Below are 26,705 nucleotides of genomic sequence, written 5' to 3'. Positions count from 1 at the left end.
GAGTTGTTGGCCACGAACACCCAAGATGAACGGTTTTTTAATATCACGCAGATTGACAGTGTGGATCGTGTTAACGTTTTATAACCTGTGAATAAAGTGTCACAGGCATCATGCTTTTTGTGGTGTTAATTTATTGGGTCCAACCAGGTACACAAGAACAAGGCCAACTGATTTCTCAGTTGGCCTTTGTCGTTAACGACTGCAGCATCATTAAGTACTGTGGTAGTTTAACTACAGTAGTGTTTAAGCACTGCAGAGCCATTAACGCTGATGTAGTGCGTAGTCGCTACCATCTTTAGCAGTAAATACCTTACAACTACCTTCAGTAGGCTGACAGCCTGTGTGGATTAAGCTAATCCATTGCTTGTATGGCGTTGGCAAATTCTTAATTGGAATGGCAACCTGAATATCTTCGATATTGGCTTGGTCTGTGGTGCCCATTTTTCCTTGGCGGTCGAAACAAATCTCAACATGGGTATCGTTATTTTTTAATACCACAGAGGTGGGGTCACTTTTGTGGCCCGTCAAGGCAACAAATTGACATGGATTTTGTAAACCACACTGTGAACCATCTTTTAAAAACGCCAATAAGTGATTGTAATAAACAACATAGCTGCTGACGTCTTGGTGTGAGCCATTGGCTAATGGACAATGTGTATCCAAAAAGTCTTTTGCGTTTGTGCTGCGATCCTGTTGATTGGTCGTTGCCACAAATTGCTCACCAATGAAGCGGTTAAGGTTTTGGGTGGCTGTATTGCTTGCTTGAGTAGACATATTCATCGCCTTATTCCTCTTCGTATTGTTGTAGGTCAGAAAACCTTTCTAATTATTGTTTATCATTAAGCTCTGTTAGCAGCTTGATTTTTAGTCTATGCTATTTTTACAAACAATTTCACAATAAAAATTTTACAGTGTGAATTATACAAAATGAGAAATGATAAAAGCTTAATGCGAAAGACCCATTTTTTGGGCACCAAGATAAGAAACTTGCGTAAGCGCAACAACTTAACCATGGAAGACTTGTCTGCTCGTTGTGTGCGTGTTGACTCAAGTAATTCGCCATCAGTGTCATATTTGTCAATGATCGAGCGCGGGAAGCGGGTACCAAGCGCGGATATGCTGGCGGTAATAGCGGTTGTTTTCCAGAAAGATGTGGGCTGGTTTCTTGATGACGTACCAGAAGATGAAGCGATTACCCCCGAAAAGGGTAGTAAAGGCGGAGTCAGTGGTATGCCACTTGAGCCAAGCTTTTTGTTTTCTAATGACATCTTACAAATTGCTATCCCTGAAATGTTGTCGCAAACCGGCACCAGTGGCCGTCAATTTGCCCATTTGCTTATTCGCGCCCACCAAGAACATCATCAAAATCATTTCCCTGATTTAGAGCGCGCCGCCGAAGAAGTCGGCTTAAAGCGTATGCCGCTGGCCACCGAAGATATTATTGATATTGCTAAAGGCATGGGCTTAAAAATTAAATGGATTGACCGTGTTCCTAAAGAAGTCATCAACGAAATGGGCATAAGTTCTAAGCAGTTGGTGACGTCATTTTTTGAACCGCCCGGTACCATTTATATCAGTAATATTCTGAAAAATAGACCCAGTAGGTTGAAGTATGATTTGGCGGTGCACATAGGTCATTGTGTGTTACACAATAAAGATGGCTTAAAGAGTGTGATGATGTCGGGTCGCCGTGATGACTTTGATGATGCGCTTATACCACAATCTAATACTCTGAATGCACAAGATATTTTGCATGCGTGGCGCGATTTTGAATCAAGCTTTTTTGCCGGCGCCTTATTGTGTCCTAAAGTGCCATATCGGCAGTTACTCGACCGTCATGGCTATGAGATTAGCGTACATAAACAATTGCAGGTATCCGCTTCTGTCGCCATGCGTCGTATGACGGTGGTGTCACCTTATCCACATTGGCATTATTTTGATGCCTATGCGCCGGGTAAGTTAAAAGCGGTTTACCGCGGTAATGGTATCCCTCTGCCTTGGGGTAACATGCGCTTGGTTGAAGACCCTTGCCAGCATTGGGCTGTGTTTAGAATGATCAACGAACCGGTAGAGGGCACCTCTGCGCAAATATCGATTTTAAATGTCGGTAATGAACCGCGGATTTATTGCTGTGAATCGATTAAGGTCGACGACTCTGCGGGTAATCCGCATGTTCTATGTGCTGGAATAGATTTAAACCCAGCCATTGAGGCGCAAGGAAAAGATGCGCAGTCGATTGCTTACGATCTTAAACAAGCTTGTGCCGCGGGCGGTGGTTCAATCATTATCCCCAAACACATCCAAAAAGATCTCAACAGTGTGGCTAAAATCCTCAATATTAACTGGATTGAGCGCGGGATAAAAAAAGATGCGCAGTTAATTTGCTCGCGTGGCGCAGTATGTCCTCGTCAGCCAAGTTGTTATGCCGCTGGGCGTAATTTATGCGAGGGAGATCAGGGTTAAATAGTCTTTTTAAAGCCGCATCAGCACAAGTTGATGCGGCGAAAAAGGCGTTATTTATTTAATCTCAACTCGGTTTTGGGGATGGGATAAATTGACCCAAAGCAGAATACTTGTCCTATTTGATAAACGTTTATTATGCTGGAATGAGGTTATTTATATCTTAATGGCCTAAATGAGCAAACAGCACCGTAACGCAAAGTCCGCGGTGATTGATTGGATCCGCTGGCGACGATGGCTAATCTTAAACAGTAGCATACCGTGTAAGCCCATTTTGACTTACGTGATAGGCTGTGGTGATGGCTTTTAATAAAGCGGAAACCGTTTGATAAACCGTCATGTTTTGACTCAATATGTTGATAGCGCCTCTCTGAAGCCAATAGAATAAGCACTCGACATAGTCCTAAAGTGTTACTTAGGTTAAGGTTATCCTCAATCGATAATGTTATAGGTTAATATGTTAAAAATCCGATAGTAAGATGATTTCACAGTTTGGATTGCAGTCCAAAATCTATGTGCCGTTACAAATGTTACTAAAAGCCCTACCTACAATTGATTAGTTCACATCCGCAGTTTTTTTCACCAAACATTAACAACAGTTCCCGTTTTGGAATCAATTCCAAGGATATGATAAACCGTCAATTACAAAAAGGGGTGATAACCTATGAGCAATATAGATCTATTAGGGCGCCGTAAGTTTATTGCAGGTCTAGGTATTGCTGCTGGTGCAGCGATGGTAGCACCAGCAATGGCAGTGTCTGAGAAAGCTGATGGTGTAAAATGGGACAAAGAAGTTGAGATTGTCATTATTGGTTCTGGATTTGCGGGCTTAGCTGCCGCAATCGAAGCCACTAGAAAAGGCGCAAAAGATATTCATATGTTTGAGAAGATGTCATATTTTGGCGGAAACTCAGCTATTAATGGTGGGCTTTTTGCTGCACCAGAAACGCCGATGCAAAAGACAGAAGGTGTTAAAGATTCGGTAGACAGAATGGTCAATGACCAACTATTGTCTGGCCGTGGTGTTGCTGATGAGGGTTTATTACGTCATGTTGCATCTCATGCGGTTGAAGCGTTGCAAATGACCTTAGACGCAGGTTCTGAATATCATCCTTACTTACAACAATTGGGCGGTCATTCGGTTGCACGTACTTACCAAACCACAGTGAGTTGTGGCGCAGGTATTACCCAGCCATTGTATAAAGAATGTAAACGCATTGGGGTTAATACCCACAACCGTTCAAAATTTGAAGGGTTCCTCGTCGGTGCTAAAGGCGAAGTTGTTGGTGTTAAGATGCGTACCAATTACCACTTTGGTGAAGACCAACCAGGTAAAGTCCTTAATATTCGCGCCAAACGTGGTGTGATTATGGCTACGGGTGGCTTTGCGCAAAACGTAGATTTACGTATGGCGCAAGATCCAACCTTAACGGCAGACGTTGGTTGTACCAATGCACCAGGTGCAACAGGCGAGGGCATGTTTGAAATGTTCCGTTTGGGTGCTATCCCTACGCATTTGGCTTATATCCAATCAGGCCCTTGGGCTTCACCTGATGAAGGTGGCTTTGGTTATGTGTCTAACTATTCAATCTTCAACTTGCCTCATTCAATGGCGGTTAGCCGTACAACCGGTAAGCGTTTCATGAATGAAATTGCGGATCGTAAAACACGTGCCGATGCTGAATTAGAAAATCGTGATGAACAAGGCAATCCTGTACCACCGCTGTTGATCACCAGTTTTAAAGATTCTAAAGCGCATCCAAATACCAACAAAGTGATTAAATACAATGTCGGTTGGAAGTTTGATTCAGTTGAAGAGTTAGCAACACACTTTGGTGTGCCTTTAGCTGGCTTAAAAGCACAAATTGCTGAATACAACGGCTATGTTAAAACTGGCGAAGATAAGCAGTTTGGTAAAAACATGACTAAGGCGGCTGGCAAATATATTGAAGCACCCTTTACTGTCGTGCGTTTATGGCCAAAAGTACATTACTGTCAAGGTGGTGTAAAAGTAAATACTAAAGCCGAAGTGGCAGATAGCTTTACTGGTAAGTCTATTCCGGGTCTTTATGCCGCGGGTGAAGTTTGCGGTGGTATTCATGGCGTTAGCCGTTTAGGTAGTTGTTCTATCCCAGAATGTATGGTGATGGGCATGACGGCCGCTAGAAGTCTTATGAAAGTTTAACTAGACCCGTGAACAAGAGGAATCATTAATGAAAAACTTTAATATTATACTTGGGCTGGTACTACTTGGGCTAACCAGTTTATCAGTACAGTCAGCAGAGATCCGTGACTACCACAAAGACGTAATCGGTAATGACTGTAAAACTTGTCATGACAATGGCATAAAGCAGTTCCCATCTGATGAATCCTGTTTGCAGTGTCATGATGTTGATGACTTAGCAAAGCAGACGGCTAGAAGTGAAGAAGACAAGTGGCAAAACCCACATAACAATCTTCACTATGGTAAAGAAGTACCTTGCCAAGAGTGCCATGGTGAACATACACCTAAAGAACCATTATGCAGCAACTGTCATACTTTCAAGTTTGACAAGCATAAAGGATAAACTAATTTAAATTCATATTAGTTTAATAAGCCACATATTAAGTAATTAATATGTGGCTTTTATATTTTTAATGATTAATAGAATTACCCTTCTTATTTATTAGTTTATTAGTCCCGAATTCAACTCCGAAGTGCGACACTCGGCAAATTAAGCCGCTAATTGTTTAAAAACAACCGCTGACGGCTTAAACTTCAAACATTTCTTGGGCCGATGGTTAATCCTGTTCTGCGCAAACAAGATGATGTCATCGCTTACGGTCCTCAAGTCGATCCCTTTTTTTACATATTGTCTTAACCGGCCATTGGCGTTCTCATTGGCGCCACGCTCCCAAGAGCTGTATGGGTGAGCGAAATAAAACTCTGCGGCTAACGCTTTGGCAATGGCTTGGTGATGAGCAAACTCGCGACCATTATCGGCTGTTATTGTGTGCACATACTGCTTGTACGGCACGAATAATTCAATCGTGGCTTTAGTCACATCCACAGCAGATTTTGAGGCCACTTTCTTTATCAAGTAAAAACGGGTTTTCCGCTCCAGTATCGTCACTATTGAACCTGTGCCATGCTTGCCTAATACGGTATCGATTTCCCAATCACCGAAACGGTCGCGGGTATCGACAGATTCGATAGACATGCCATTTTTAATCGCTGGAGCCTTCTCTTTTTTGCCTCTGCGATAGCGTTTATACCCTTGACGTAGATGACGGTATAGCTTGCCACCTTGATGCTAATTCCTTGCCACAAACCGATAAATCCATTCATGACTGACGGCTTGGTCCATTCCAGACCACACTTGTGAAATCGGCTCTGGACCCCAGTCATGTTTTAATAGGAAACGGACAGTGCTTACCCTTGTCTCGGGTATCGTATATTTGGCTGAATGATGTCGCATATCACAGGCATTGGCTTGAGCATGGTCAGGACAATAACCCGACTGGCCATTACAACGCTTTAGTTCTCGATAGGCAGTAGCGCGATGACAATTGATGGTTTTTGCAATCAAGGCAATTGAAATGCCTTGGTCTAAAAGGACTGATATCTTCTACCCTCAGTCAACTGCTGATAACTCATAGTGATACTTTTTTTCTTTGGCGAGATAAAGCCTACCACTTTCAGCAGTTGGCTTCTTCGAACCTAGTCTATGAGTGTCGCAGTTATTATCTGAATTCGGACTCTTCTTATTTATTAACTTATTAACTTATTAACTAATTGGCTTATTAGATTTCTAGTTATTAGCTTATTAGATATTAGATTTTTAGATATTAGTTTCTTAGTTATTAGATTTTTAGTTATTAGTTTTTATAAATTAATGTACTGCTTCTATATTGTTATCTATTATCTATTATCTATTATCTGTTTGTAATAATACTTTTTATTACAAACCTCTTGAGTGTAAATTTTTGGAATTAATTCCAAGTGTAATATCTTTCCGCGCTTAATAATAATGAAAGAGGGATGTTATGAAATATAATACGTTGTTAGTGATGATGCTGTTGTCTAGTTCTGCTATGGCAAGTGAGTTACCTAGTTTTTTAGACCAAAACGATATTAATAATGCTGAGTTTACCTGTTTAGGTGAAGAGTCACAGTATAATGAAGATGATCAAAAGTATGTCGATATATTATGGAATGAAACACTGCAATATTTAGAGTCTTATGCGGTAGCCTTAACCAATAGTGAAAATGGTCCATGCTTAAACTCCGATGAAGCGATGTATGATTCTACCGAAGGCGGTAAGAACATGTGCATCATGGATCGAAGAGACATGAAGTTAATGGTTAAAAATATTTATCAAGTTATCAATAATCCAAATAAAGCGAAAAAGTGTTTTGGCGCCCGCGAAGATGTCAATTGGATATACAGTCCTGGTGGCGAATTAGAGCAAAACTCTCCGGTTGCGAAATGGCTTAAACGCGAATCATTTAACAGCTTTTTTGATAACAAAGTGACCAACAAAGATGTCCGTAAAATTGGTAAAGAGTTTACCAAAAACTTTGCCAAAATGGTGATGGGCGACGAAGTCAAAATGCCTTCAGCTTTTCCTACCGATATCAGTGCCAATGCATTGCCTAACTTATGGGCTGCCGCCGGTTGGTTCCCTATGTATGCACAAGAAAGCAAACGCAATGATAAAAATTTCAATAATATCCGTGGTGGCTATGCCTATGCAGAAATCTTTGGTCATTGGGGATTGTTACGTATAGATGAGATCAATAAACAAAAAGTTGGTGCCGAAGTTGGCATGACAGTACAGTCTGTAGACACTCTATATCCATACCATAATCATGCAATATCTGAAATTTATTACAACATGCGACTTCCTGCCTGTACGAATGAATTTACGACCTTTGCAGTGCGTGAAGACTCTAAGCTTGTCACCACAGTCCGTGAAGACAGTAAAGTTAGAACCGTACAATTTGATGCTGATCAATTAAATGCTCAAAGCCAGTGGAAATCGGGTAGTGCAGAACACGATCCTCTTGTGTATTTACACCAAAATACCATCCATGCTTTTAAAGTGGACGGTAATTGTGAAGCCAAACCAGAAGAACGTGCACTTGTGTCTGTCTGGGCAAGAAGTAATGCTAATGACAAACGTAATGACTATGGCACAACACTGCTTTGTGAGTCAGCTAAAAATCCAGGCACACCAGCTCATAGTGATGAAGTTATTCAGTGTGACTTAACCAAATTAAAATGGTAATCACCATCTTAAAAAATATAAAAATTGGGAAATAACATAAAATGAAATTATTTAAGTTGTCTTTATTATCTTCATTAGTGTCACTGTGCATGGTGTCTTTTTACTCTACTGCACAAGATGTTGACGATGGAATTAATGTAACAGGTACATTAAGAGCTAATTATTCATATAAAGAATATAGCGAAACGTCTAAAGATAAAGCCGGTGATTTGACCTTTGAAATGGCATCAGTTAAATTTAACGGTAAATTAGATGATTGGGGTTTATCATCTGAATATCGATTTTATGATGGTTGGGAAGCATTACGGTATGGTTATGTTTTTTATGATTACTCACCAGAAGTGCAAGTTCAAGTTGGTATAAATCAAGTGCCATTTGGTAACCCTGGGTTTATTTCAAATAGTTTCTGGTTCGGCGTACCGTATTATTTAGGCTTTGAAGATGATTATGATACAGGTATTAAAACAGTTTATTCAAATGACGGTTGGGGGACTGAGTTTGCGTTTTATAAAAATGCTGAATACGGTGCCAGTCGCAACGAACGTTATTCAACCGATTTATATTCAGGGCAGGTAAGTGGCACTGAATATTATAACGAAGAAACCAATCAATTAAACTTACGTCAAACCTACGCGATGGAGTATGAAGGCGGTAAAACCGTGGTCGGTGCTTCGGTCGAGGTTGGACAAATTTATAATAGTAATACTGGCAATAATGGTGACAGATATGCCGTCGCCTTGCATCTTGACAGTAGTTACAATGGTTGGGCGCTGCAGTTGCAGGCGATGCAGTATGAGTATGATGCTGCAGATGCGTTAGACAGTAACAAGATTGCCGTATCAGCTTATGATTGGCAGTACGAAATTGCTTCTAAAGCGCAAGCGTATAGCATAAACATAGCTAAAACGATCGCCACCAGCTGGGGCAGTGTTAAGCTTTATAATGACTTTGGTGTAGTGACTCCAGATGTTGACAATGATGACTATGATAACAGTTACCAAAATGTCACTGGTGTTGCGCTGGCTTCAGGCCCAATTTATACCATGGTCGATTTTATTATGGGTAAAAACATGTATGCCTCAACCCAAGATAATGGTCATATTGGCTTACCTGAAATCGGTGACAGCTGGGATCACCGCATCAATATCAACTTTGGTTACTATTTTTAATCGCTAGATAACCCCAACTCGACTTAAGAGATGGGGTTAACGACAACGATTTGTGGCGAGATGATGGGGGCTAGTCGAGTTGATAGCCTTTGTGTTCAACATTGGCTTTTATTAAATTAATGAGTTGCAGCGTCGCATCTGTTTGGGTCTCTGGATTGAGGTAAAGCGACTCGTTAAACACCGGCAATGGTGGTAAGCCATGCACAACAGGATCTAAAATCTGCATTTGATCGTTAATTCTAAATTCGGCTACTGGCGCAATCACTATGTCATTCTCAACTGCCATGCATAATGCTTGTGGTGATGGCGTCGACAATAACACCTTAATAGGACGCATAGACAATTGATGATTAGCAAATACCTGTGCTCGAATTGGGCAGTTTTCTGGGTATAAGCCAACTGGAATTGTTTTGCTTTTATGGGCGTTACCGTTAGCTGCAGCAGCCCAATGAAAGCGACGTGTAAATAGCAGTTCGCCGTTTATGGGCAGTTGCCAGTGAGTGGCAACGATCACGTCAAACTCACCTTGATGAAGTCGTTTATATAAATTGCCACTCACATCGGTATCGATAACTAATTCTATATTGGTAAACTCGCGAATAAACTCTAATAAGCAACTGCTTAAATAACACTTTATAAAATCTGTGGGTACACCAAGACGGATCACTTCGCGATTTTGACAATCTTTTAACTCATCAAGTGCTTGTGAGTTAAGTAGCATCATTTTATAGGCGTAGTTAAGTAGGGTTTCACCTGACTCAGTCAAGGTGACACCTTTGTTGTCCCTTATCAGCAAAGATTGGCCGACACTCTCTTCAAGTTTCTTAACTTGTAAGCTCAGTGTTGATTGGGTTCGGCAAATTTTATCTGCTGCTTTTGACAAGTTGCCACATTCAGCAATAGCGATAAAACTTTCAAGCAATTCTATTTTTAACATGGGCTATTGGATAAGTTCATAGTGGTATCAGTATTACTCAATCTGGGGTATCGATAAAGCTTGCTATACTGTAAGTGTGAGATGATGACGGTTTATTTAACCCAAGTATGGTGGAGTCTAAAATGAGTAGCTGGGAAGAACGCGGCAACTATCTGATCGAAGTGTCACAACGCTGTTTAAAAGGCCGTAAAACCTTTGATTTGTGTCGCTCGCATTTAGTCCAAGCTAGCCAGATCTCCAAAGGCACCATTTATAATCATTTTACCTCTGAGGCCGATTTGATTGTGGCCGTAGCCAGTGCAGATTATCGTCATTGGGTAAACCAAGCCGAACAAGACACGCTGCAATATAGTGACCCCTATTTACGGTTTATTTTTCATCATTGCCAACGTTTGTACCGCATTTTATCAGAGCAATCATTCGTAATTGCCAGAGTTATCCCTAATGAGTCAATATTAATACAAGCCAGCGACTATTACCGCGAGCGTTTCGATAGAGTGCTTAATCAGTATGCACAATGGAATACACAAACCCTGGCAGAAATTGGTGAAGTGGGCGGATTCAATCGTGGCGAGTTGCTTTGTGACTATTTACGCGGCGCGATGATCAACAGTGACGATGCACAAAAACATCCCAATGATGCTGAAATGTATTATCAATATAGCTATGCCATGACTCAACTTATGGGCCATTCACATAAGCGCATGCCGTCAATTAAGGTGTTCTTGCAATGGCTCGCGGATAAGCAGGCATAAAAAAACCGTGAAGGCTTATCAAGCTACTCACAGTTTTTATATTCAGTATTCAGTGCTTACCTCATTAAGTTTTAAACGCCAGAACCTCGAATTTCTAGATTTTTAAACATGTGGTAGTGACTTTTCTAGTCCATCATTTCAGTGTAACAAACTCTTCAGCACCCGTTGGATGTATCGCAACCACGGCATCAAAATCTGCTTTAGTGGCGCCCATTTTCATCGCTACGCCAAAACCTTGGAGTATTTCATCCATACCAAAGCCGATCCCGTGAATACCCACAACCACTTCATTATCACCGGCACAAACTAGCTTCATTTTACAGGCTTGGCGATGCGCGGTTACTGCAGAGTACATAGAGGTGAACGTTGAGGCGTACACCTTAATCTTGTCTTGGCCATATTTTTCGGCAGCTTCTGGTTCCGTTAAGCCCATAGTACCGATTGGAGGATGACTAAATACCACGGTTGGAATTAAACTGTAATCCATTTTAGCGTCTGGCATGTTACCAAATAAACGCTCTGACAATAAACGACCCGCTTTAATCGCAACGGGAGTTAATTCAACGCCGCCCGCCATAATGTCGCCAACACAATAAATACCTTTGGCGGTGGTATTTTGTTGCTCATCAGTAATCACGTAGCCTTTTGCATCTAACTGTACATCGGTATTTTCTAAGCCGATATGGCCTGTTGACGGTGAACGGCCAATAGCCCAAATGAGACAATCAACCGTTAAGCTTTGACCATTTTCTAACGCTAAGGTTAGGCTATCATCGGTATTTTTGGTGACCGATTTGGGTACGCTGTGAGTGTGCAGCGTTGGGCCATCAGTTGCCATTGCTTCAACTAATGCGTCAGTTAATATCGGATCGAAATTACGCAATGGGGCATGCTTACGCACTAATAAATGCGTTTCGCTGCCTAGCGCATGCAATACACCAGCAACTTCAACGGCAATATAACCTGCGCCAATAACGGCAACCCGTTTAGGTTGCTCGCGTAAGGCGAAGAAACCGTCGGAGTCGATACCGTATTCGGCGCCCGGAATATCAGGAATAGTGGGTGCTCCGCCAGTGGCAACCACAATATGGTCGGCGGTGTAGTGCTCGCCATCGACTTCAATGGTGTTGTTATTGATAAAGCGGCCATAGCCATTTAAGAAGGTCACTTTATTGCTCGCAAACCCACGGCCATAAGCGTCATGAATACGGCTAATGTACGCTTCACGATTATCAACTAAAGTGCTCCAGTCGAATTTATTGATAGTGACATCAAAGCCATAGTCTTTGGCGTATAGGTTCAGCGCTTCTGCGACATGAGCGCCATACCACATGACTTTTTTGGGAACACAACCCACATTCACGCAGGTGCCGCCGACTTGTTTTGCTTCAATAATGAGTACTTTTGCGCCACGCATTCCGGCACGGTTTGCTGAGGCGATGCCGCCACTGCCTGCGCCAAGCGCGATATAGTCAAAATGTTGAGCCATGATGATCTCCACTACGGTTAATGCATCCATTGTAGGGGGGATTGTGTTTGCAATCTAGTCGTTAAACCAATGCATTGTTAGCGTTTATATTGGCATTCACCACGGTCAACGTTATTAGGGCCGCTGGTTGCACACTTAAGGCAGGTCCATTCGCTTTCCCTAATATCAATTTCATCTTGATAATGACTAAATTGACTGTTTTGGGTTTGACGTTGTTTTTTATGTAGGTGTTTTATGCGGTTATTGAGCCAGCGACAACTTGGATCATTAGCGATTGTTGTACTGTTTACCCCAGAACTGGCCGTTATTGATGAGCGCGTGTTGTTTTTTTTGATGGGTGATTTCTTGTGGCTCGGTTTAAGGTAAATATCGTCGGCTCGATATTCTAATGCTGAGCGTTGTTCTGTGGGGATAATAATCACATTACCTTGATGATCGGTCGCGTATTGCGACGGGAGTGAATTGGCATTGTCATTGGTTAATGGGGGGCGTTTATCGGGCTCTTTGATAATCAGTTTGGTGAGCTCGCTGGCAAGTAATGGCCTAGATAATAGCATCATCAGAACAGCGAATAAGCTACATAGGATATAAGTAAGTCGAGTTAACATAAGCTTCCTTGCTTGAGTAAAAGAGATTTCCAGTTGCCTCCTTAGTCTAGTCTTGGAATGCTAAAATGCCAGTTCATATATTCTAAAAACGTAGGTTGAAATGTACCCCTGCATAGGTTTGATTTAAGCTGCCTTGAATCTCGTCGACCTGGGCTTGTTGCTTAATGTCTTCTTGGGCAATGCTGTGGCTAATGTGTGCCGACAGTGCCATTGAATCATTGAGTTGATGTTCGGCTTCTAGGCCAAATTGGAAATGGTTAGCACCCTTGTGTTGCTCGCTGCTGTATTGAAAATCAAATCCTTGCACTATGTACGGTGTCAAAGTGAGGTATTGATTAATTTCCCATGGGCTATGTATGCTCAGTTCAACAAAATAACCGCCGGCTTCGGTTGCATAGGTATAGTTGATGGCTGGCACAAACCAGGTTAAGCCATTAATGGTTAACGCACCGAAAAACTCATTATCAGAACAAGGCTCATCGCCATAAAATGCTAAGTGCTGGTAGCCGACTGTTGCATCAATATCATTGGCTAGATGCAAGGTATATTCTAGCCCTAGGTTCCATTCCACATAATCGACTTGGTCTGCTCGGCCTACTATGGCATAAACGGCAAGGTCATTTTGTTCAACATTGACAACTGCCCATGCAATACCGCCTTGGTCCAAATTGTTACGACCTTCAGTGATGTAGTGATTGTCCCAAGCAACATCAAGCCCGACAGTCGGTTGATCTTGAGCTATTGCGAATGCTGACGTGGATGTCAGTAAGCACATCATGGCAGCCATTGGCAGTAAAACGACGCGCCCAATATGGTTGCGGTTTAACAGGCAAAAAGTAAAGGTCATGTTTATTGCGTTCATGTTAATTAATGGCAAGGTTTGTCGATAAAGCGAATGGTAGCCCATTCAAGTAAAAATGAAATGATAATCAGTCTCGTTTGGGATCTAACTGTCAATATTTGTTTTGTAAGCGCAGTGTCTCGTTAATTTGGGAGCCGAATCACTTTACGGCTAACGCAAATTAGCTAGGAGAGTGGCGCTGTGTGTTTCGATGCCTATATACCCAAGCCACTTCAACATGCGCGTTGCAGCGATCCCGAAGGACAAGGCGAGAAGCAATATGTTTGTGGGTTATAAAACAGAAAATAGTATAACGACCTTGAACTCTGTTACTTCTCGACATGTTGGATCCTGCATGTCGAGGTGGCCTAGGGATAAGCAAATTCAAGCAGGTTTTGGATGGTTTGTGGTCACTGATTGGGAGAAGTTTGTGGTGAAAAATATGATTAGGCTTGATTTAATCAGCATCAAACTTGAAAAATGAATAAATTAGCCCAATATAATTGGGATACTTACGAGCTAAATACTCACGCGAAATATCTCGAGGAATCTTTATGAGCAATCCATTGCTAAGTAGCGCAGAATTACCAGAATTTTCAAAAATCAAACCTGAACACATTCAGCCTGCGGTTGAGCAAGGCATTGCCAAATGTCGTGAGACCATTGAAGTACTATTAGCAAAAAATAGCCAATACACTTGGGATAATCTGATTGAGCCTCTTGAAGAAGTCGATGATGAATTAAGTAAAGTTTGGTCGCCGGTGTCACACATGAACTCGGTGATCAGTAGTGATGAATTACGCGATGCTCACGATGCTTGTTTACCGCTTTTGTCTGATTATGGCACTTATGTGGGTCAGCATCAGGGCTTGTACGAGGCGTATAAATCGATCCATGAGTCGGCAGATTTTGCCCAGTTAACTCAAGCGCAAAAAATGCTGATCGAACAAAGCTTACTTGACTTTGAATTATCTGGTATTGGCTTAGATGACAGCCAAAAAGCACGCTATGGCGAAATGGTTAAACGCTTATCGGAACTCTCCAGCAACTTTTCTAACCAGCTGCTAGACGCAACAGAAGCATGGGCTAAGCTTATCACCGACGAAGCGGACTTAGCGGGTTTACCTGGGTCAGCCATCGCCGCAGCGAAAGCTATGGCAGACGCCAAAGAGCAAAAGGGTTGGTTATTCACCCTCGATTTCCCGTCTTATTTACCTGTGATGACCTACAGTGAAAATCGTGAGTTACGCGAAGAGTGTTATCGTGCATTTGTCACTCGCGCGTCTGATCAAGGCCCAAATGCCGGTGAGTTTGATAACACCAATAATATGAATGAAATTGTGGCATTGCGTCATGAATTAGCTAATTTACTCGGTTTTGCCAGCTACGCAGATAAATCGTTAGCCACCAAAATGGCAGAAAACCCAGCGCAAGTATTAGGCTTTTTAAACGAGTTAGGTGAGCGTTCTAAAGACCAAGCGGCAACTGAATTAGCCGAACTGCGTGCCTTTGCTAAAGAGCATTACCAGGTGACCGAAATGGCGTCATGGGACTTAAGCTTTTACGCTGAAAAACTGCAGCAGTACAAATATGAAGTGTCGCAAGAGATATTGCGTCCGTACTTTCCTGAAGACAAAGTCTTGTCAGGCTTATTTTACACGGTAAACCGCTTATTTGGCTTAACCATCAGTGAACAAAAAGGCGTAGATACTTGGCATAAAGATGTGCGTTTCTTTGATATTTTTGACAATCAAAAAACACATCGTGGTAGCTTTTATTTAGATTTATATGCTCGCAGCGGTAAGCGTGGCGGTGCATGGATGGACGATTGTCGTGGTCGCCGTGTGACCAGCACAGGTCTGCAAAAGCCAGTGGCGTATTTAACCTGTAACTTTAACGGTCCCGTAGATGGCAAACCTGCACTCTTTACCCATGACGAAGTCACCACATTGTTCCATGAGTTTGGCCATGGCATTCACCACATGCTAACCAAAGTCGATGTGGGCGGGGTATCGGGTATTAATGGTGTGCCTTGGGATGCAGTAGAGCTACCAAGTCAATTTATGGAAAACTGGTGCTGGCAAGAAGAAGCGTTAGCGGAAATATCTGGCCACTATGAAACAGGCGAGCCATTACCTAAAGTGCTACTTGATAAAATGTTAGCCGCCAAAAACTTCCATTCGGGCATGATGATGGTGCGTCAGCTTGAGCTTTCATTGTTCGATTTTAGAATGCACCATGAATTTGACCCAGCTAAAGGCGTCGACATTCAAGGTATTTTAGATGAAGTCCGTAGCCAAATTGCGGTATTAACCCCGCCAAGCTTTAATCGTTTTCAACATGGTTTTGCGCATATTTTTGCCGGTGGTTATGCCGCAGGATACTACAGCTATAAATGGGCCGAAGTGTTATCAGCCGATGCGTTTTCGCGTTTTGAAGCCGAGGGTATTTTCAACTCAGAAACGGGTAAGAGCTTCTTAAACAATATTCTTGAAATGGGCGGCAGCGAAGAGCCTATGGAGTTGTTTAAACGCTTTATGGGCCGTGAACCCAATACCGATGCGTTATTGCGCCACAGTGGTATTGCGGTGTAGACCAACGAATAAACATCGTTAAAATGTTAAAAGCATAAACCTCGGTTTATGCTTTTTTTTTACTTATTTTTAAGACTTATATACTCAAATAATGTACAGCGATATTCGTTGCCTGTTAAGCCTTATTTGTCATTTGTTATGCCTGTCGCTCTTGAAGGACTTCTTTAAACGCAAACATACCATTTAACGCCGCCGGGAAGCCTGCATAAACTGACATTTGTAACAGTACTTCTTTTACTTCATCTTCGCTGCATCCAACATTCAAAGCCGCATTCAAATGAACCTTGAGCTGAGGCCTACAATGACCCAAGGCGGTTAGAGCGGCAACGGTGGCTATTTCTCGTGACTTTACATCTAATGCTTGTCGGCTATAGATATCGCCAAATGGATATTCAATAGTAAAGCGGGCTAAGTCAGGACAAATATCTTGCAGGCTTTCGATTACATTGTGACCCGCTTCGCCGTCAATTTTTGACAACTGCTCCAAGCCTAAAGTGAATCTTGAGTTTGGCATTGATGTACTCCTATCGATAAGTAGAAGTCACACTTTACAAGTTAGAGTTAACTCTAAGTCAACTGACTTTATTGGCTTTATACAAACTAATTTTGTTTTCTAGCGCCAGTAAATGATTTTTCTGTCGTTCAATGTGAGCTTGCAACTGGTCTTTGTGACGCTCAAGTAGTTGTTGGCGGTCTAACACTGTACTTGAACCTAACTCTCGTAATCGGGCGTATTGTTGGATTTCGGCTAAAGGCATACCGGTATCTTTGAGGCGTTTGACAAAATTAACCCATTCCAAGTCTTTGCTTGTATAGGCTCGATGGCCACTGCTATTGCGCTGAATATTGTTGAGTAAACCGACTTTCTCATAATAACGCAGTGTATAAGCTGATAATCCGACTAACGTCGAGAACGCTTTCATGTTCATAATTGCCCCTTGCGTCACTGATTATCTATCTGTTAAAAAGCTTTTATTATAGAGATTTACTGACTTTACTCTTATGTGCTGCTGATGTGAAACAAGGCTATCTGATAGAGACTTTTGAATATTATCAACGAAATTATGCCACTCATTTTTAATCAATCATATAGGCACTTTCGTCATTTAATACGATAGCCTTTAATGGTGATTCAAACAAATGATTTGGCTGTGCCCAATAGATATTAATAGGCAAAAATTACCGTTTATCGATAATTTATTGCTGATAAAAGGTTTGTGTGTTAACTTTGTTTTAACATTAACCAGCTTAGAATAATCATGGATAGAATTATCTCGTTAAGTAAATGGATTAAATGGCTAATTGTATTTTTAGCCTTATTACAAATCACTAGTTATAGCGGCACTATGGTGTTCGGAAAATTCCAAGCGGGCGAATATGTGTTAACGATTGACTGGTGGGGTTGGTTTAGTAGTTATCTAGCTGTCGACTTTGGTACACCTTGGCAAGCACTCGCTCAAAGCCTTTATGATGCGGGATTTCATCCTGGGATCATTCTGGGCAGTGTTGAAATTCTACCTTACCTGTTTATTTACTATTTTCTCTACCAACTTTTTGGGCTGTATCAGCAAGGTCATGTGTTTACCCCAAGTAACTTCCGCTGCTTGAGCCGTATTGCCTTGGTATTTTTAGTCTGGATTTTACTCAGCCTTTTTTACCCGATGATCATCGCATTTACATTGCACTTTAGCGGTACATCAAGTGCGGTACCTGTTTATTTTAGCCTTGGCAGCCAAGAGTTAAAGTATGCACTTTTCGGAATGATTTTTTACTGTGTGGCATGGGTAATGAAGCATGCAACTGAGCTTCAAGAAGAGGTGGAGTTGACAATTTAATGGCCATAATTATTGAGCTGGATGTGATGCTGGCAAGGCGAAAAATGAAGTCCACTGAATTGGCCGAATTGATAGGTATAACCCCTCAAAATTTGTCAGTGCTTAGAAGTGGCCGCGCAAAAGCCATTCGATTTTCGACTCTAGACGCTATTTGTCGGCATTTACAATGCTCGCCAGGTGACATTTTAGTCCACAAGGACGATGAATAAATTAAGGAAGATGACATGCAAGGTTTGCTAAAAAAAATCACTACAGGTGCAATGATAGGCACCACAATACTAATGACTTCTGCGTGTACTATGCGCCTAAGTGAAAGCACTTTTATTGCCAGCGATGAAGTCCCCGCAGCCTTTACCGCTGAGTTTACTCAACAATTACAGCAGGCGATGCCTAATCATTTGATTACCCAACTCAGCTTAGAGGCAAGTGATCACGTTAAGTTAAATGGTTTTTATATCGATAACCCCAATAGCCTTACAACCTTGGTCTTTTATCAAGGCAACGGCATGAAAATCGAACCACATGGCCTGTCGGTACTTAGCACATTATCAACGCTCAATACCGACATTTTAGTGATGGATCGCCGTGGATTAGGGGCAAGTGAAGGCCAACCAAGCATTAACAATATTATTGCAGATGCACAGCAACAACTGGATTATTTACATCAGCAATATCAGCCTGAAAAAGTGATATTGCACGGTTACTCACTAGGCAGTTTTATTGCCGCTGATTTAGCAAAAAATAATAAAATAGATGCGCTGGTTTTACACGGTTCAGCAACTAATGCCGACGACTGGGTTGATGAAAAAACACCTTGGTATATGGCACCGTTTATGACTTTGGAAATGTCAGAAGATTTTCGTAAAACAGATAATAAGCAAGTGGTCGCGCAATATTATCAAGGGCCATTATTGGTGATTGCGGCAGAAGATGATGAAGAAGTCCCGCCTGAACTGTCTGAAAAACTGTTTGTAGCTAGTCAGTCAGCCAATAAGCAGTTAATTATGGTGCCCAACGTTGGCCATCAAGGCATGTTAGACGATGCCAATACCATGAGTCAGTATCAGACGTTTATTACTGCATTGTGATTTAGTTTGTATCCAAGTTAATTTCACATGGATGTTAAAAGTGCAGCTACTGACCCAAAGGTGGTTGCCACAATTCGACTTTGTTCCCTTCTGGATCGATGACCCACGCGAATTTGCCGTATTCAGATTCATCTATTTTATCGAGGACATTACAGCCTTCTGCTTTGAGGGCGGCAACTACAGCGTGAAGGTCTGCAACGCGGTAGTTGATCATAAATGGGGCTTGGCTCGGGGCAAATTGGTCGCTTTTCTCTGAACTCACGGCCCAGATAGTGGTTCCACCTACGGGCTTGTCATTTGAGTCGGTCCAAGAAAAAGCAGTGCCGCCCCATTCTTGAACGTCAATGCCGAGATGACGCTTGTACCAAGCCTGCAATGCAGGTGCATCTTTTGCTTTAAAAAATATGCCGCCGATACCTGTGACTCGATTCATGTGAACCTCCGATGTTATCTTCTTAAAATTGATTTACTTATATTAATATGTTGTTTTTTTATTCGGATTAGTTAATTTCAAATCAAGTCTTTCGTTATATTTTATCCGCCACTACAAGGTTTTAACTAAGCAGTAAGTAATGTGACCTTTTGGGTATTCTGACAACTCACCAAAGACCTTATAGCCGAGTTTTTCGTAAAATGCCTTGGCTTGAAAGTCGAGTGTTTCAGTGCGAATATATTGAAAGCCTTTTGACTTTGCATACGCTTCAGCTTCATGCATAAGTTTAGAGCCGAGTCGATGACCACGCGCTTCTTCGGACAGCCAGAGCAATTCGATAATGCAGTAGTTCCAAAATGCATTAGCGCGAATACCACCAACAACTTGACCCGCTTCGTTTCGAGCAAATACCGCAAAACGAGTATCAGGCTCAAGCACTACCTCGGTTGGCATATGCTGTTGATTAAATGCCTGAATGCCTTCGCTGATTGTTTTTAGATCTGCCGATGACGGTGAGGATGCTAATTCAATTTTCAAGTGAGGTTCCATTTTTTTGTAAGACTGTATGTTAAGTAATTCATTATCCTGCTTTTATTTACCAGTGATGTAAAGGTTTTCAATTTTTTATGCATACTAGTCTGGTGCAAATTAAAGCCGATGGGGTGATGCAGCTGTAATCTTCTGTTTCAGGAATGAAACCATTAAGCGGTCATGGATGGCTAATAGCCAGTACTAATTTGCATAAAATATTCGTGCTGATCTTCACCCGTGATTTCAAATCCTAACCTTTTGTATAGCTGCAATGCAGGATTCTCTTTTAACACGGTTAACTCAAACAATTTTGGCTTCGAATCTGTGATGATTTGTTGTAAAATTTTTTGGCCAAATCCTTGCCTTTGAAACAATGGATGGATTTGGAGTTGCATTATTTCGACTGTAGTTTCATTGGCTCGATACTTTAAAGTACCGATTAACTCGTTGGCGTACATGACCAGATAAGAGCATTCATAAGCATCGTTCAATCTAAATTCATGTTGTGCATCAGACAAGAACTGCCCAGACTTTTCTAAATGCTCAACCATCGTTAATTTACGTAAATCGAGTAGGTAGTTTTTGTCTTTTTCGGTGGCGAGAATAAATTCACATCTCATTTATACCTCGTTGCGTATCGGTTATGACGTTCGACTTATAATATGACATGACGATAAGCCAAATCGAAGCTTAATCTATATTTAAGATATTTTTTATAACTTATTAGATGTAAAAAAAGAGACGCCATTTAATAATGCGTCTCTTACTTTTATCTGATAGTGCGTCACTCTTGTGACAGCCTATTAATGACTTTAATTAACTACGCCAGCTTTAAATCGTACTGGTTGCGGTACATCACCATATCTTCAATGGTCAGTACTGGCATATTGTGCTTACGGCCAAAAGCGACAATTTCAGGTGCTTTAGCCATGGTGCCATCTTCGTTGGTCAGTTCACATAACACCCCGGCAGGCATTAATCCGGCCATTTGCATTAAGTCGACTGTACCTTCGGTATGGCCGCGGCGTGACATTACTCCGCCAGCGCGAGCGCGTAATGGGAACACATGTCCAGGATGGGCTAAGTCAGATGCTTTGGCATTGCGGTTTGCCGCAGTTTTAATGGTGGTCACGCGGTCTTGAGCCGATACACCCGTGGTGACACCAAGCTTTGCTTCAATGGAGATGGTAAATGCGGTTTGATTGGCGCTGTTGTTATTAATAACCATCGGTGGCAATTCAAGCTTGTTAGCGTGAGCGTCAGTTAAGCATAAACACACAATGCCGCTGCATTCGCGGATCATTAACGCCATTTGAGGTGTGGTTAAATGTTCGACTGAATAAATAACGTCGCCTTCATTTTCGCGGTCTTCATCGTCTAGAAGCAATACGCCTCGACCTTCTCTTAGTGCAGCTAATGCGTTTTCGACACGCATGATTGGTTCGCCAAATTCGGCAAGTAGTGATAACTGATTCATGGTTGTACTCCTAAAATGACCAGAATCAGGGCTTATAAAGAGGGATATAAATCCAAAACAAATTGCACCTAAAAGCCGAGGCTTATGATGTATCTTTATTCTCTCTCATCCGGACTATAACCGTCGGCTCTGGACTGTTAGGCATGACTAATTTAAGAGTAATGGCCTAAGTAACCAGATCTGCTGACCTCGACGAATCGAGCGCTCGCGGGCTCACTTTTTCAAGTATACCGCCGGTGGGGAATCGCACCCCGCCCTGAGAATTAAAAACAATAAGTGTGCGTTAAGGGATGGGAGCTCAAAGTGTTGCTCACCAAAGTACGCGTCGCTATGGTAATCAGTTCAGATTAAGATGAAAAGGGGGATCGGTCGCATTAATGTAATAAAGCGTTGCTAATAACTGTTTTATGAGAATAGAACAATACTATTGCTCAATCATGTTAAGTGCTGCATGGGAGTATTATTAGTCTAATCAGGTGGACAAGCTTGCTCACTGGTATGACCTTTGTTAGCCTGTTGCGCTTACATTAGGAGTAAACTGTTCATGAACCTGTATTTTCGTTTTATTTGGTTGTTTTTATGGCGAATAGGTCATTGTAAAAAAATAGGTTTTATAGATTCTAGCCGGATTAATTATCGTGTTTTGCCGTTAGATTGCGACATCAATTTGCATTTAACTAACTCTCGCTATCCTGCTTTTTTTGATTTAGCACGAACCTATTTGATTGCCGAAATAGGTTTGATGAAGCCGTTTATAAAAAATAAATGGTTTCCCATCGTCAATGCCGCAGAGTTTACTTATATCCGCGATATCAAACCGTTTGAAAAGTTTACCATCGAAACTAAAATTGTCGGTTGGGACGAAAAGTACTTTTATATTGAGCATCGCATACTCACCGACCGTGGCCTGCATTGCATTGCCCATGTACGTGGAGTGTTTATGTGTCGAGGCAAGCAAGTCCCCATTGAAACCTTAATTACCGCAGCAGGCTACACCAATGGTGCGCCTGAAATGCCAGCAGAAGTGATTAAATGGAAACAGTTTTTACAGCTTAAAAAACAACGTAATATTTAATCGCCGAGAATTGAAATACACTTCAAAGTAAACTGGATTATAGGTAGTCACGTATCAGTGACCGGTGTTGACGTGAATGAATATTGGCGTGTAATGCATTTTGGCGTGTAATAAATACGGTAGTGAGGATGAAGTGTGGCGACATTAGAAAAGTTCAACGATATGTGGGTGCGCGCTTGCGAACGAAAAGGCGGCCCAGAAGCGGTAAAGTCATTATTACCACACACTTTAACGGCCGATGATATTGGCGATTATTCAGATGCCACTCTATTGTCTGCTCTCAGCAAACAAGTGTTTCAAAGTGGCTTTGTGTGGCGAGTGGTGGTCAATAAATGGCCCGCTTACGAAAAAGCCTTTTTTGACTTTGAACCGATGAAGGTGCTAATGCTATCACCTGATCAAATTCAACAACGCGCTAGCGATCCTGCATTGATTAGGCACCAAAAGAAAACTCAAGCGATTGTTGATAACGCTTATATGGTACAAGCCATCAGTGCTGAATACGGAAGTTTTGCAGCGTTTATCGCCCAGTGGCCAACTGATGATATTACCGGTTTATGGCGAACACTCAAAAAGCGCGGCACCCGTTTAGGCGGCAATACTGGGCCTTATTTTCTGCGTACCATGGGCAAAGATACTTTTTTACTCACCCAAGATGTACAGGCGTATTTAACTGGCCATAACGTGGTTGATGCAGGTTTTACATCGCAAACCGCGTTGCGCCAAACTCAAGCGGCGTTTAATCAATGGCAACAAGAGTCAGGATTGAGCTTAGCGCATATCAGTCGGGTTATTTCGTTAGGCGTGGGCGATAATCGAGTTTAATGGGGTATTTTATGTCGTTATACTTGATAGCGACATAAAAACATTTTAGCGATTTCAGTCGCAATGTCATCTTTTTGCTGATCGTTTAATGGCGATTCAACTCTAAATATTAATGGCCAAAAACATTGGCCTTTAATCAAGCTTTGTACTTCTGTTTGGGCTTGTTCAACATTGGTCACCGTTAAGCGTCCATCCAGCGTTGCCGCTTTTATCCAACGTAAAATAGCCGTTTCTTCTTTGATGATTTTTTGCAATTCTTGCTGCATCTCAGTGGTATAAAAGAGATGGCCAATCACCATTCGCGACACTTCAATGTGCTCTTCTGATTGAATGTAGTCCATATCAAAACGCACCAGCTGCTGCAGTTGTTCAGCCAAAGGTTGATGTGAGTTATACACAACAGATGGCTGCGATAACGCTTGTTGCCATAAGTCTGTCATCAAGGTCATCACTAAGGCTTCTTTGGTGGCAAAGTGGTTATACACTGTTCGCTTCGACACACTAGCCACTTCGGCTAATTTATCCATGCTGGTTGCTGCAACCCCTAATTCTTTAAAGGTTGTTCTGGCGGCTTCAATAATCGCGGCGCGTTTTATTTGGCTGCATGTTTGCTTTTCTGGTTTCATTGGTTTCATCTAAGCCATCTTATTGTAATATTTTACACTGAGCAGTTTACTTTTTAGCAATTCATTATTAAACTACACCGTGTAGTTTACTTTTGGAAGCGATAGATGAAAATATTAATCAGTCTTTTATTAGTGCTTGGTGTATTGATTGCTATTATTTGGCTCAGTAAATGTTGGTCTACATCTCGTGGACATAAAACGCAAATTTTCAGCAATACCGAAAAAGTCTACCAAGCCGGTTTTAGCCGTTTATGGCCTATCGCCAAAGCGTATTGGTCGGCAACGCGCCAAGCGCCCATTCCCCAAGATGCGATTCCATTAGCCGAATTAACCCCAGAGATATTGGCGCAATCGACAGAAGATGCCGTATATCGTTTAGGCCATTCAACGTTATTAATGCGTATCGATGGCGAATACTTGCTGATTGACCCGGTGTTTAGCGAGCGAGCATCTCCAGTGCAATGGGCTGGACCAAAGCGTTTCCATCAATCACCCATTAGTATTGCCGATTTACCGGCGATTAAAACCGTTATTATTAGCCACGATCATTATGATCATCTTGATAAGGCCGCGATTGAACAATTGGCGACTAAAGTGCAGCATTTTGTTACCCCACTTAACGTGGGTGAGTACTTAACGGCTTGGGGAATCGATCCTATTCAAGTGACCGAACTGGAATGGTGGCAGTCGGTTGAATTAAATGGGCTGACCATTACCGCCACCCCGGCACAGCATTTTTCTGGCCGTGGCCTACTTGATCGCAATCAAACCCTATGGGCAAGTTGGGTGATCCAAGGGCTACAGCACAAAGTATTTTTCAGCGGTGACAGTGGCTATTTTAATGGATTCAAACAAATTGGTGAGCGTTATGGACCGTTTGACCTCAGCATGATTGAAACCGGTGCCTATAATGAATTGTGGAGTGAGATCCATATGTTGCCAGAACAAAGCTTACAAGCACATCTTGATGTTCGCGCAAAGGCGATGATGCCAGTACACAATGGCACCTTTGATTTAGCCCTGCATGATTGGTTTGAACCTTTTGAACGCATTAGTCAATTGGCTAAACACAATGACGTTACTTTGCTGATCCCTAAGTTTGGGCAGGCGGTGATGTTGGCAAATCCACACGCTGACGAGTTGTGGTGGCGTACTATTATGCTTGAGCCACAAAAGGCGGATGAAGTAAATAAGCTTGTCATGAATAACAACTAAGTTAATCTATTAACAGTGCATATCGATAAGCATTGTTAAACGACAAATTAATTTTACCAAGATGTTATCTAATGGTGTATTTCATGAATCAATAGGTCGAGTTTGTTTGATTACCCGCCCTACGTTTACAATAAATCAACATTTAGTGATAGAGAACGTAAGCTTATTATTTATTTACAATTTATTCGCATGAGCTGAGTTGTTTGGTTTTTACACCTATGCGATAAAGTACACAGAAAATTTAACAGTTTAATATTAGCTACTTTCAAATGGGCTGCTCAACATTGAGGGTGACATATTGAAAATATATTGGAGTAGGAGCACTCATGCACAAAGCATTGAAAGTCGCCGCAGTTATTTCTGCAGCATTATGGATTACCGCTTGTGGTCAAGGGGATGAAAATGCCCAATCACAACAACCGCGGCCCCCTACACCTGTTGGCGTGATGACCGTTGAAGCGATTTCGCAATCGATTCAAGTTGAACTACCCGGGCGCAGTCGAGCATTTTTAGAAGCCGAAGTGCGTCCACAAGTCTCTGGTATTATAACCAAACGAGCTTTTACAGAAGGGACCGAAGTTGAGCAAGGTCAATCACTGTATCAAATTGATTCAGCCACTTATAGTGCAGCTCTTGTCAGTGCAGAAGCTGCTCTTGCGAGTGCAAATGCAGGGTTAGTCTCAGCAAAAGCGAAAGCCGCGCGTTATGCCGAGTTAGTGAAAACCAATGCCATTAGTAAGCAAGACTTTGATGAAGCAGAAGCGGCATATAAAGAAGCGCAAGCTTCAGTAACGGTTGCTAAAGCCGCCATTAATACAGCGACAATTAACCTTGAATATACTGAAGTGAAAGCGCCTATTTCAGGTCGTATTGGTAAATCAGCTGTGACCGCTGGCGCGTTAGTTACCGCCAATCAAAGTGCCACGCTAGCGACTATTCAACAGCTTGACCCGATTAATGTCGATATCGTTCAGTCGAGCGCACAACTACTGCGTTTAAAAGCGAACTTACGTTCTGGTGAGTTACTGAAAAGTAACAATGCCGAAGTGACCTTGGTGCTTGAAGACGGCAGGACCTACGAACAAGAGGGCATACTTCAATTTGCTGAAGTCAATGTTAATGAAACTACCGGTTCGGTAACCTTACGTGCAGAGTTCCCTAACCCTGACGGCATATTGTTACCTGGAATGTTTGTTCGTGCGCTATTAAATGCTGGCCAAGATCCACAAGCGATTTTAGTGCCGCAACGTGCGATTACGCGTAATTCCAAAGGTGAAGCCGTCGCAATGATTGTCAATCAAGACAACAATGTCGAAATGCGTGTAGTAAAAACAGCCGAAGTGATTGACCATCAATGGCGTATTGTTGATGGCTTATCTGCTGGTGATAAATTAATTGTTGAAGGATTACAAAAAATCCGCCCTGGTGTACCGGTTTCACCACAGGTTTTAACGGCTGACCAACCACAGAAATAGG

Annotated in this window: 26 protein-coding genes, 1 pseudogene and 1 riboswitch; of the genes and pseudogenes, 14 read left to right on the top strand and 13 right to left on the bottom strand. The window is 42.0% G+C overall.

Annotated features, from left to right (window positions below):
• Nucleotides 1–261: 261 nt before the first annotated feature.
• Nucleotides 262–774 (bottom strand): aldolase/citrate lyase/malate synthase family protein, encoded by a 513-nt coding sequence (locus AAEZ00_RS02430; RefSeq protein WP_157822232.1) that lies wholly within the window; start codon nucleotides 772–774, stop codon nucleotides 262–264.
• Nucleotides 775–927: 153 nt separating this feature from the next.
• Between AAEZ00_RS02430 and AAEZ00_RS02425 the strand changes: the two genes are divergently transcribed.
• The 3 genes from AAEZ00_RS02425 (at nucleotide 928) to ardB (ending at nucleotide 5,027) form a co-directional block, all read left to right on the top strand.
• On the top strand, nucleotides 928–2,463 hold the full coding sequence (locus AAEZ00_RS02425) for a DUF3612 domain-containing protein (protein WP_351088277.1): 1,536 nt from the start codon (nucleotides 928–930) through the stop codon (nucleotides 2,461–2,463).
• A gap of 661 nt (nucleotides 2,464–3,124) precedes the next feature.
• On the top strand, nucleotides 3,125–4,645 hold the full coding sequence (ardA, locus tag AAEZ00_RS02420; RefSeq protein ID WP_335687049.1) for an acrylate reductase flavoprotein subunit ArdA: 1,521 nt from the start codon (nucleotides 3,125–3,127) through the stop codon (nucleotides 4,643–4,645).
• 28 nt (nucleotides 4,646–4,673) lie between these two features.
• On the top strand, nucleotides 4,674–5,027 hold the full coding sequence (gene ardB / locus AAEZ00_RS02415; protein ID WP_124012830.1) for an acrylate reductase cytochrome subunit ArdB: 354 nt from the start codon (nucleotides 4,674–4,676) through the stop codon (nucleotides 5,025–5,027).
• A gap of 147 nt (nucleotides 5,028–5,174) precedes the next feature.
• On the opposite strand, the pseudogene AAEZ00_RS02410 reads toward ardB, so the two are convergent.
• Nucleotides 5,175–6,097 (bottom strand): annotated as a pseudogene (locus tag AAEZ00_RS02410) (IS30 family transposase).
• A 389-nt stretch (nucleotides 6,098–6,486) separates the two neighbouring features.
• Between AAEZ00_RS02410 and dddY the strand changes: the two are divergent.
• Both dddY and AAEZ00_RS02400 read left to right on the top strand, forming a co-directional pair.
• A complete protein-coding gene (gene dddY, locus AAEZ00_RS02405) occupies nucleotides 6,487–7,731 on the top strand; it encodes a dimethylsulfoniopropionate lyase DddY (protein ID WP_351088275.1) in 1,245 nt (414 codons plus the stop codon).
• A gap of 41 nt (nucleotides 7,732–7,772) precedes the next feature.
• On the top strand, nucleotides 7,773–8,900 hold the full coding sequence (locus AAEZ00_RS02400; RefSeq protein ID WP_124012828.1) for a hypothetical protein: 1,128 nt from the start codon (nucleotides 7,773–7,775) through the stop codon (nucleotides 8,898–8,900).
• 70 nt (nucleotides 8,901–8,970) lie between these two features.
• Here AAEZ00_RS02400 and AAEZ00_RS02395 read toward each other — a convergent pair whose 3' ends face one another.
• Nucleotides 8,971–9,837 (bottom strand): LysR family transcriptional regulator, encoded by an 867-nt coding sequence (locus AAEZ00_RS02395; RefSeq protein WP_124012827.1) that lies wholly within the window; start codon nucleotides 9,835–9,837, stop codon nucleotides 8,971–8,973.
• A 122-nt stretch (nucleotides 9,838–9,959) separates the two neighbouring features.
• Between AAEZ00_RS02395 and AAEZ00_RS02390 the strand changes: the two genes are divergently transcribed.
• The gene (locus tag AAEZ00_RS02390; RefSeq protein WP_351075451.1) at nucleotides 9,960–10,592 is read left to right on the top strand and encodes a TetR/AcrR family transcriptional regulator; all 633 of its coding nucleotides are present in this window, start codon (nucleotides 9,960–9,962) and stop codon (nucleotides 10,590–10,592) included.
• Nucleotides 10,593–10,725: 133 nt separating this feature from the next.
• On the opposite strand, the gene gorA is transcribed toward AAEZ00_RS02390, so the two are convergent.
• From gorA to AAEZ00_RS02375, 3 genes are all read right to left on the bottom strand, one after another.
• Nucleotides 10,726–12,081 carry a glutathione-disulfide reductase gene (gorA, locus tag AAEZ00_RS02385; protein ID WP_101033313.1) on the bottom strand — a complete coding sequence of 452 codons (1,356 nt, stop codon included), beginning with the start codon at nucleotides 12,079–12,081 and terminating at the stop codon, nucleotides 10,726–10,728.
• A gap of 77 nt (nucleotides 12,082–12,158) precedes the next feature.
• Complete coding sequence (locus AAEZ00_RS02380) at nucleotides 12,159–12,689, bottom strand: hypothetical protein (protein ID WP_351088272.1); 531 nt, start codon at nucleotides 12,687–12,689, stop codon at nucleotides 12,159–12,161.
• An 82-nt stretch (nucleotides 12,690–12,771) separates the two neighbouring features.
• Nucleotides 12,772–13,536 (bottom strand): hypothetical protein, encoded by a 765-nt coding sequence (locus AAEZ00_RS02375; RefSeq protein ID WP_335687058.1) that lies wholly within the window; start codon nucleotides 13,534–13,536, stop codon nucleotides 12,772–12,774.
• Between the two features lie 548 nt (nucleotides 13,537–14,084).
• On the opposite strand from AAEZ00_RS02375, the gene prlC reads away from it, so the two are divergent.
• Nucleotides 14,085–16,124 (top strand): oligopeptidase A, encoded by a 2,040-nt coding sequence (gene prlC, locus AAEZ00_RS02370; RefSeq protein ID WP_351088270.1) that lies wholly within the window; start codon nucleotides 14,085–14,087, stop codon nucleotides 16,122–16,124.
• Between the two features lie 136 nt (nucleotides 16,125–16,260).
• Here prlC and AAEZ00_RS02365 read toward each other — a convergent pair whose 3' ends face one another.
• Both AAEZ00_RS02365 and AAEZ00_RS02360 read right to left on the bottom strand, forming a co-directional pair.
• Nucleotides 16,261–16,638, bottom strand: coding sequence for a carboxymuconolactone decarboxylase family protein (locus AAEZ00_RS02365; protein ID WP_351088268.1), 378 nt, complete (start codon nucleotides 16,636–16,638; stop codon nucleotides 16,261–16,263).
• A gap of 58 nt (nucleotides 16,639–16,696) precedes the next feature.
• Nucleotides 16,697–17,053 carry a MerR family transcriptional regulator gene (locus AAEZ00_RS02360; RefSeq protein WP_351088266.1) on the bottom strand — a complete coding sequence of 119 codons (357 nt, stop codon included), beginning with the start codon at nucleotides 17,051–17,053 and terminating at the stop codon, nucleotides 16,697–16,699.
• Between the two features lie 330 nt (nucleotides 17,054–17,383).
• On the opposite strand from AAEZ00_RS02360, the gene AAEZ00_RS02355 reads away from it, so the two are divergent.
• From AAEZ00_RS02355 to AAEZ00_RS02345, 3 genes are read left to right on the top strand one after another with little or no spacing between them, the layout of a single operon-like run.
• Nucleotides 17,384–17,959 carry a DUF2975 domain-containing protein gene (locus AAEZ00_RS02355; RefSeq protein ID WP_351088264.1) on the top strand — a complete coding sequence of 192 codons (576 nt, stop codon included), beginning with the start codon at nucleotides 17,384–17,386 and terminating at the stop codon, nucleotides 17,957–17,959.
• The gene (locus AAEZ00_RS02350) at nucleotides 17,959–18,168 is read left to right on the top strand and encodes a helix-turn-helix domain-containing protein (protein ID WP_101033307.1); all 210 of its coding nucleotides are present in this window, start codon (nucleotides 17,959–17,961) and stop codon (nucleotides 18,166–18,168) included. The genes AAEZ00_RS02355 and AAEZ00_RS02350 overlap by 1 nt, the downstream gene beginning before the upstream one ends.
• Before the next feature lie 15 nt (nucleotides 18,169–18,183).
• Complete coding sequence (locus AAEZ00_RS02345; RefSeq protein ID WP_351088262.1) at nucleotides 18,184–19,047, top strand: alpha/beta hydrolase; 864 nt, start codon at nucleotides 18,184–18,186, stop codon at nucleotides 19,045–19,047.
• Nucleotides 19,048–19,093: 46 nt separating this feature from the next.
• Here AAEZ00_RS02345 and AAEZ00_RS02340 read toward each other — a convergent pair whose 3' ends face one another.
• The 4 genes from AAEZ00_RS02340 to ribB form a co-directional block, all read right to left on the bottom strand.
• The gene (locus tag AAEZ00_RS02340) at nucleotides 19,094–19,480 is read right to left on the bottom strand and encodes a VOC family protein (protein WP_351088260.1); all 387 of its coding nucleotides are present in this window, start codon (nucleotides 19,478–19,480) and stop codon (nucleotides 19,094–19,096) included.
• A gap of 111 nt (nucleotides 19,481–19,591) precedes the next feature.
• Nucleotides 19,592–20,017: a GNAT family N-acetyltransferase gene (locus tag AAEZ00_RS02335; protein ID WP_351088258.1), complete on the bottom strand. Its 426-nt coding sequence runs from the start codon at nucleotides 20,015–20,017 to the stop codon at nucleotides 19,592–19,594.
• A gap of 182 nt (nucleotides 20,018–20,199) precedes the next feature.
• Nucleotides 20,200–20,631 (bottom strand): GNAT family N-acetyltransferase, encoded by a 432-nt coding sequence (locus AAEZ00_RS02330; protein WP_351075473.1) that lies wholly within the window; start codon nucleotides 20,629–20,631, stop codon nucleotides 20,200–20,202.
• A 200-nt stretch (nucleotides 20,632–20,831) separates the two neighbouring features.
• Nucleotides 20,832–21,488, bottom strand: coding sequence for a 3,4-dihydroxy-2-butanone-4-phosphate synthase (gene ribB / locus AAEZ00_RS02325; protein ID WP_101033305.1), 657 nt, complete (start codon nucleotides 21,486–21,488; stop codon nucleotides 20,832–20,834).
• 93 nt (nucleotides 21,489–21,581) lie between these two features.
• Nucleotides 21,582–21,756, bottom strand: a riboswitch (FMN riboswitch).
• A 276-nt stretch (nucleotides 21,757–22,032) separates the two neighbouring features.
• Here ribB and AAEZ00_RS02320 point away from each other — a divergent pair.
• Together AAEZ00_RS02320 and AAEZ00_RS02315 are read left to right on the top strand one after the other, a co-directional pair.
• Nucleotides 22,033–22,563 carry a thioesterase family protein gene (locus AAEZ00_RS02320; RefSeq protein WP_101033304.1) on the top strand — a complete coding sequence of 177 codons (531 nt, stop codon included), beginning with the start codon at nucleotides 22,033–22,035 and terminating at the stop codon, nucleotides 22,561–22,563.
• 135 nt (nucleotides 22,564–22,698) lie between these two features.
• Nucleotides 22,699–23,388: a DNA-3-methyladenine glycosylase I gene (locus AAEZ00_RS02315; RefSeq protein WP_124012818.1), complete on the top strand. Its 690-nt coding sequence runs from the start codon at nucleotides 22,699–22,701 to the stop codon at nucleotides 23,386–23,388.
• A gap of 17 nt (nucleotides 23,389–23,405) precedes the next feature.
• On the opposite strand, the gene AAEZ00_RS02310 is transcribed toward AAEZ00_RS02315, so the two are convergent.
• The gene (locus AAEZ00_RS02310) at nucleotides 23,406–24,023 is read right to left on the bottom strand and encodes a TetR/AcrR family transcriptional regulator (RefSeq protein WP_101033302.1); all 618 of its coding nucleotides are present in this window, start codon (nucleotides 24,021–24,023) and stop codon (nucleotides 23,406–23,408) included.
• A gap of 96 nt (nucleotides 24,024–24,119) precedes the next feature.
• On the opposite strand from AAEZ00_RS02310, the gene AAEZ00_RS02305 reads away from it, so the two are divergent.
• Together AAEZ00_RS02305 and AAEZ00_RS02300 are read left to right on the top strand one after the other, a co-directional pair.
• Nucleotides 24,120–25,229, top strand: coding sequence for an MBL fold metallo-hydrolase (locus tag AAEZ00_RS02305; RefSeq protein WP_351088256.1), 1,110 nt, complete (start codon nucleotides 24,120–24,122; stop codon nucleotides 25,227–25,229).
• 326 nt (nucleotides 25,230–25,555) lie between these two features.
• Entirely contained in the window at nucleotides 25,556–26,704 is a 1,149-nt protein-coding gene (locus AAEZ00_RS02300; protein WP_124012816.1) for an efflux RND transporter periplasmic adaptor subunit, read from the top strand.
• Nucleotide 26,705 lies beyond the last annotated feature (1 nt).

This window comes from Shewanella sp. S1-49-MNA-CIBAN-0167, assembly GCF_040310145.1.
Lineage (GTDB): Bacteria > Pseudomonadota > Gammaproteobacteria > Enterobacterales > Shewanellaceae > Shewanella > Shewanella psychromarinicola.
The sequence above is the reverse complement of the archived record's forward strand: the minus strand, read 5'-3'. Positions and strand labels throughout refer to the sequence as shown.

What these genes read in the sequence shown, in the direction of transcription:
- AAEZ00_RS02430 (WP_157822232.1), bottom strand. Translation starts at nt 774, where the DNA reads ATGTCTACTCAAGCAAGCAATACAGCCACCCAAAACCTTAACCGCTTC.
- AAEZ00_RS02425 (WP_351088277.1), top strand. Translation starts at nt 928, where the DNA reads ATGAGAAATGATAAAAGCTTAATGCGAAAGACCCATTTTTTGGGCACC.
- ardA (WP_335687049.1), top strand. Translation starts at nt 3,125, where the DNA reads ATGAGCAATATAGATCTATTAGGGCGCCGTAAGTTTATTGCAGGTCTA.
- ardB (WP_124012830.1), top strand. Translation starts at nt 4,674, where the DNA reads ATGAAAAACTTTAATATTATACTTGGGCTGGTACTACTTGGGCTAACC.
- dddY (WP_351088275.1), top strand. Translation starts at nt 6,487, where the DNA reads ATGAAATATAATACGTTGTTAGTGATGATGCTGTTGTCTAGTTCTGCT.
- AAEZ00_RS02400 (WP_124012828.1), top strand. Translation starts at nt 7,773, where the DNA reads ATGAAATTATTTAAGTTGTCTTTATTATCTTCATTAGTGTCACTGTGC.
- AAEZ00_RS02395 (WP_124012827.1), bottom strand. Translation starts at nt 9,837, where the DNA reads ATGTTAAAAATAGAATTGCTTGAAAGTTTTATCGCTATTGCTGAATGT.
- AAEZ00_RS02390 (WP_351075451.1), top strand. Translation starts at nt 9,960, where the DNA reads ATGAGTAGCTGGGAAGAACGCGGCAACTATCTGATCGAAGTGTCACAA.
- gorA (WP_101033313.1), bottom strand. Translation starts at nt 12,081, where the DNA reads ATGGCTCAACATTTTGACTATATCGCGCTTGGCGCAGGCAGTGGCGGC.
- AAEZ00_RS02380 (WP_351088272.1), bottom strand. Translation starts at nt 12,689, where the DNA reads ATGTTAACTCGACTTACTTATATCCTATGTAGCTTATTCGCTGTTCTG.
- AAEZ00_RS02375 (WP_335687058.1), bottom strand. Translation starts at nt 13,536, where the DNA reads ATGACCTTTACTTTTTGCCTGTTAAACCGCAACCATATTGGGCGCGTC.
- prlC (WP_351088270.1), top strand. Translation starts at nt 14,085, where the DNA reads ATGAGCAATCCATTGCTAAGTAGCGCAGAATTACCAGAATTTTCAAAA.
- AAEZ00_RS02365 (WP_351088268.1), bottom strand. Translation starts at nt 16,638, where the DNA reads ATGCCAAACTCAAGATTCACTTTAGGCTTGGAGCAGTTGTCAAAAATT.
- AAEZ00_RS02360 (WP_351088266.1), bottom strand. Translation starts at nt 17,053, where the DNA reads ATGAACATGAAAGCGTTCTCGACGTTAGTCGGATTATCAGCTTATACA.
- AAEZ00_RS02355 (WP_351088264.1), top strand. Translation starts at nt 17,384, where the DNA reads ATGGATAGAATTATCTCGTTAAGTAAATGGATTAAATGGCTAATTGTA.
- AAEZ00_RS02350 (WP_101033307.1), top strand. Translation starts at nt 17,959, where the DNA reads ATGGCCATAATTATTGAGCTGGATGTGATGCTGGCAAGGCGAAAAATG.
- AAEZ00_RS02345 (WP_351088262.1), top strand. Translation starts at nt 18,184, where the DNA reads ATGCAAGGTTTGCTAAAAAAAATCACTACAGGTGCAATGATAGGCACC.
- AAEZ00_RS02340 (WP_351088260.1), bottom strand. Translation starts at nt 19,480, where the DNA reads ATGAATCGAGTCACAGGTATCGGCGGCATATTTTTTAAAGCAAAAGAT.
- AAEZ00_RS02330 (WP_351075473.1), bottom strand. Translation starts at nt 20,631, where the DNA reads ATGAGATGTGAATTTATTCTCGCCACCGAAAAAGACAAAAACTACCTA.
- ribB (WP_101033305.1), bottom strand. Translation starts at nt 21,488, where the DNA reads ATGAATCAGTTATCACTACTTGCCGAATTTGGCGAACCAATCATGCGT.
- AAEZ00_RS02320 (WP_101033304.1), top strand. Translation starts at nt 22,033, where the DNA reads ATGAACCTGTATTTTCGTTTTATTTGGTTGTTTTTATGGCGAATAGGT.
- AAEZ00_RS02310 (WP_101033302.1), bottom strand. Translation starts at nt 24,023, where the DNA reads ATGAAACCAATGAAACCAGAAAAGCAAACATGCAGCCAAATAAAACGC.
- AAEZ00_RS02305 (WP_351088256.1), top strand. Translation starts at nt 24,120, where the DNA reads ATGAAAATATTAATCAGTCTTTTATTAGTGCTTGGTGTATTGATTGCT.
- AAEZ00_RS02300 (WP_124012816.1), top strand. Translation starts at nt 25,556, where the DNA reads ATGCACAAAGCATTGAAAGTCGCCGCAGTTATTTCTGCAGCATTATGG.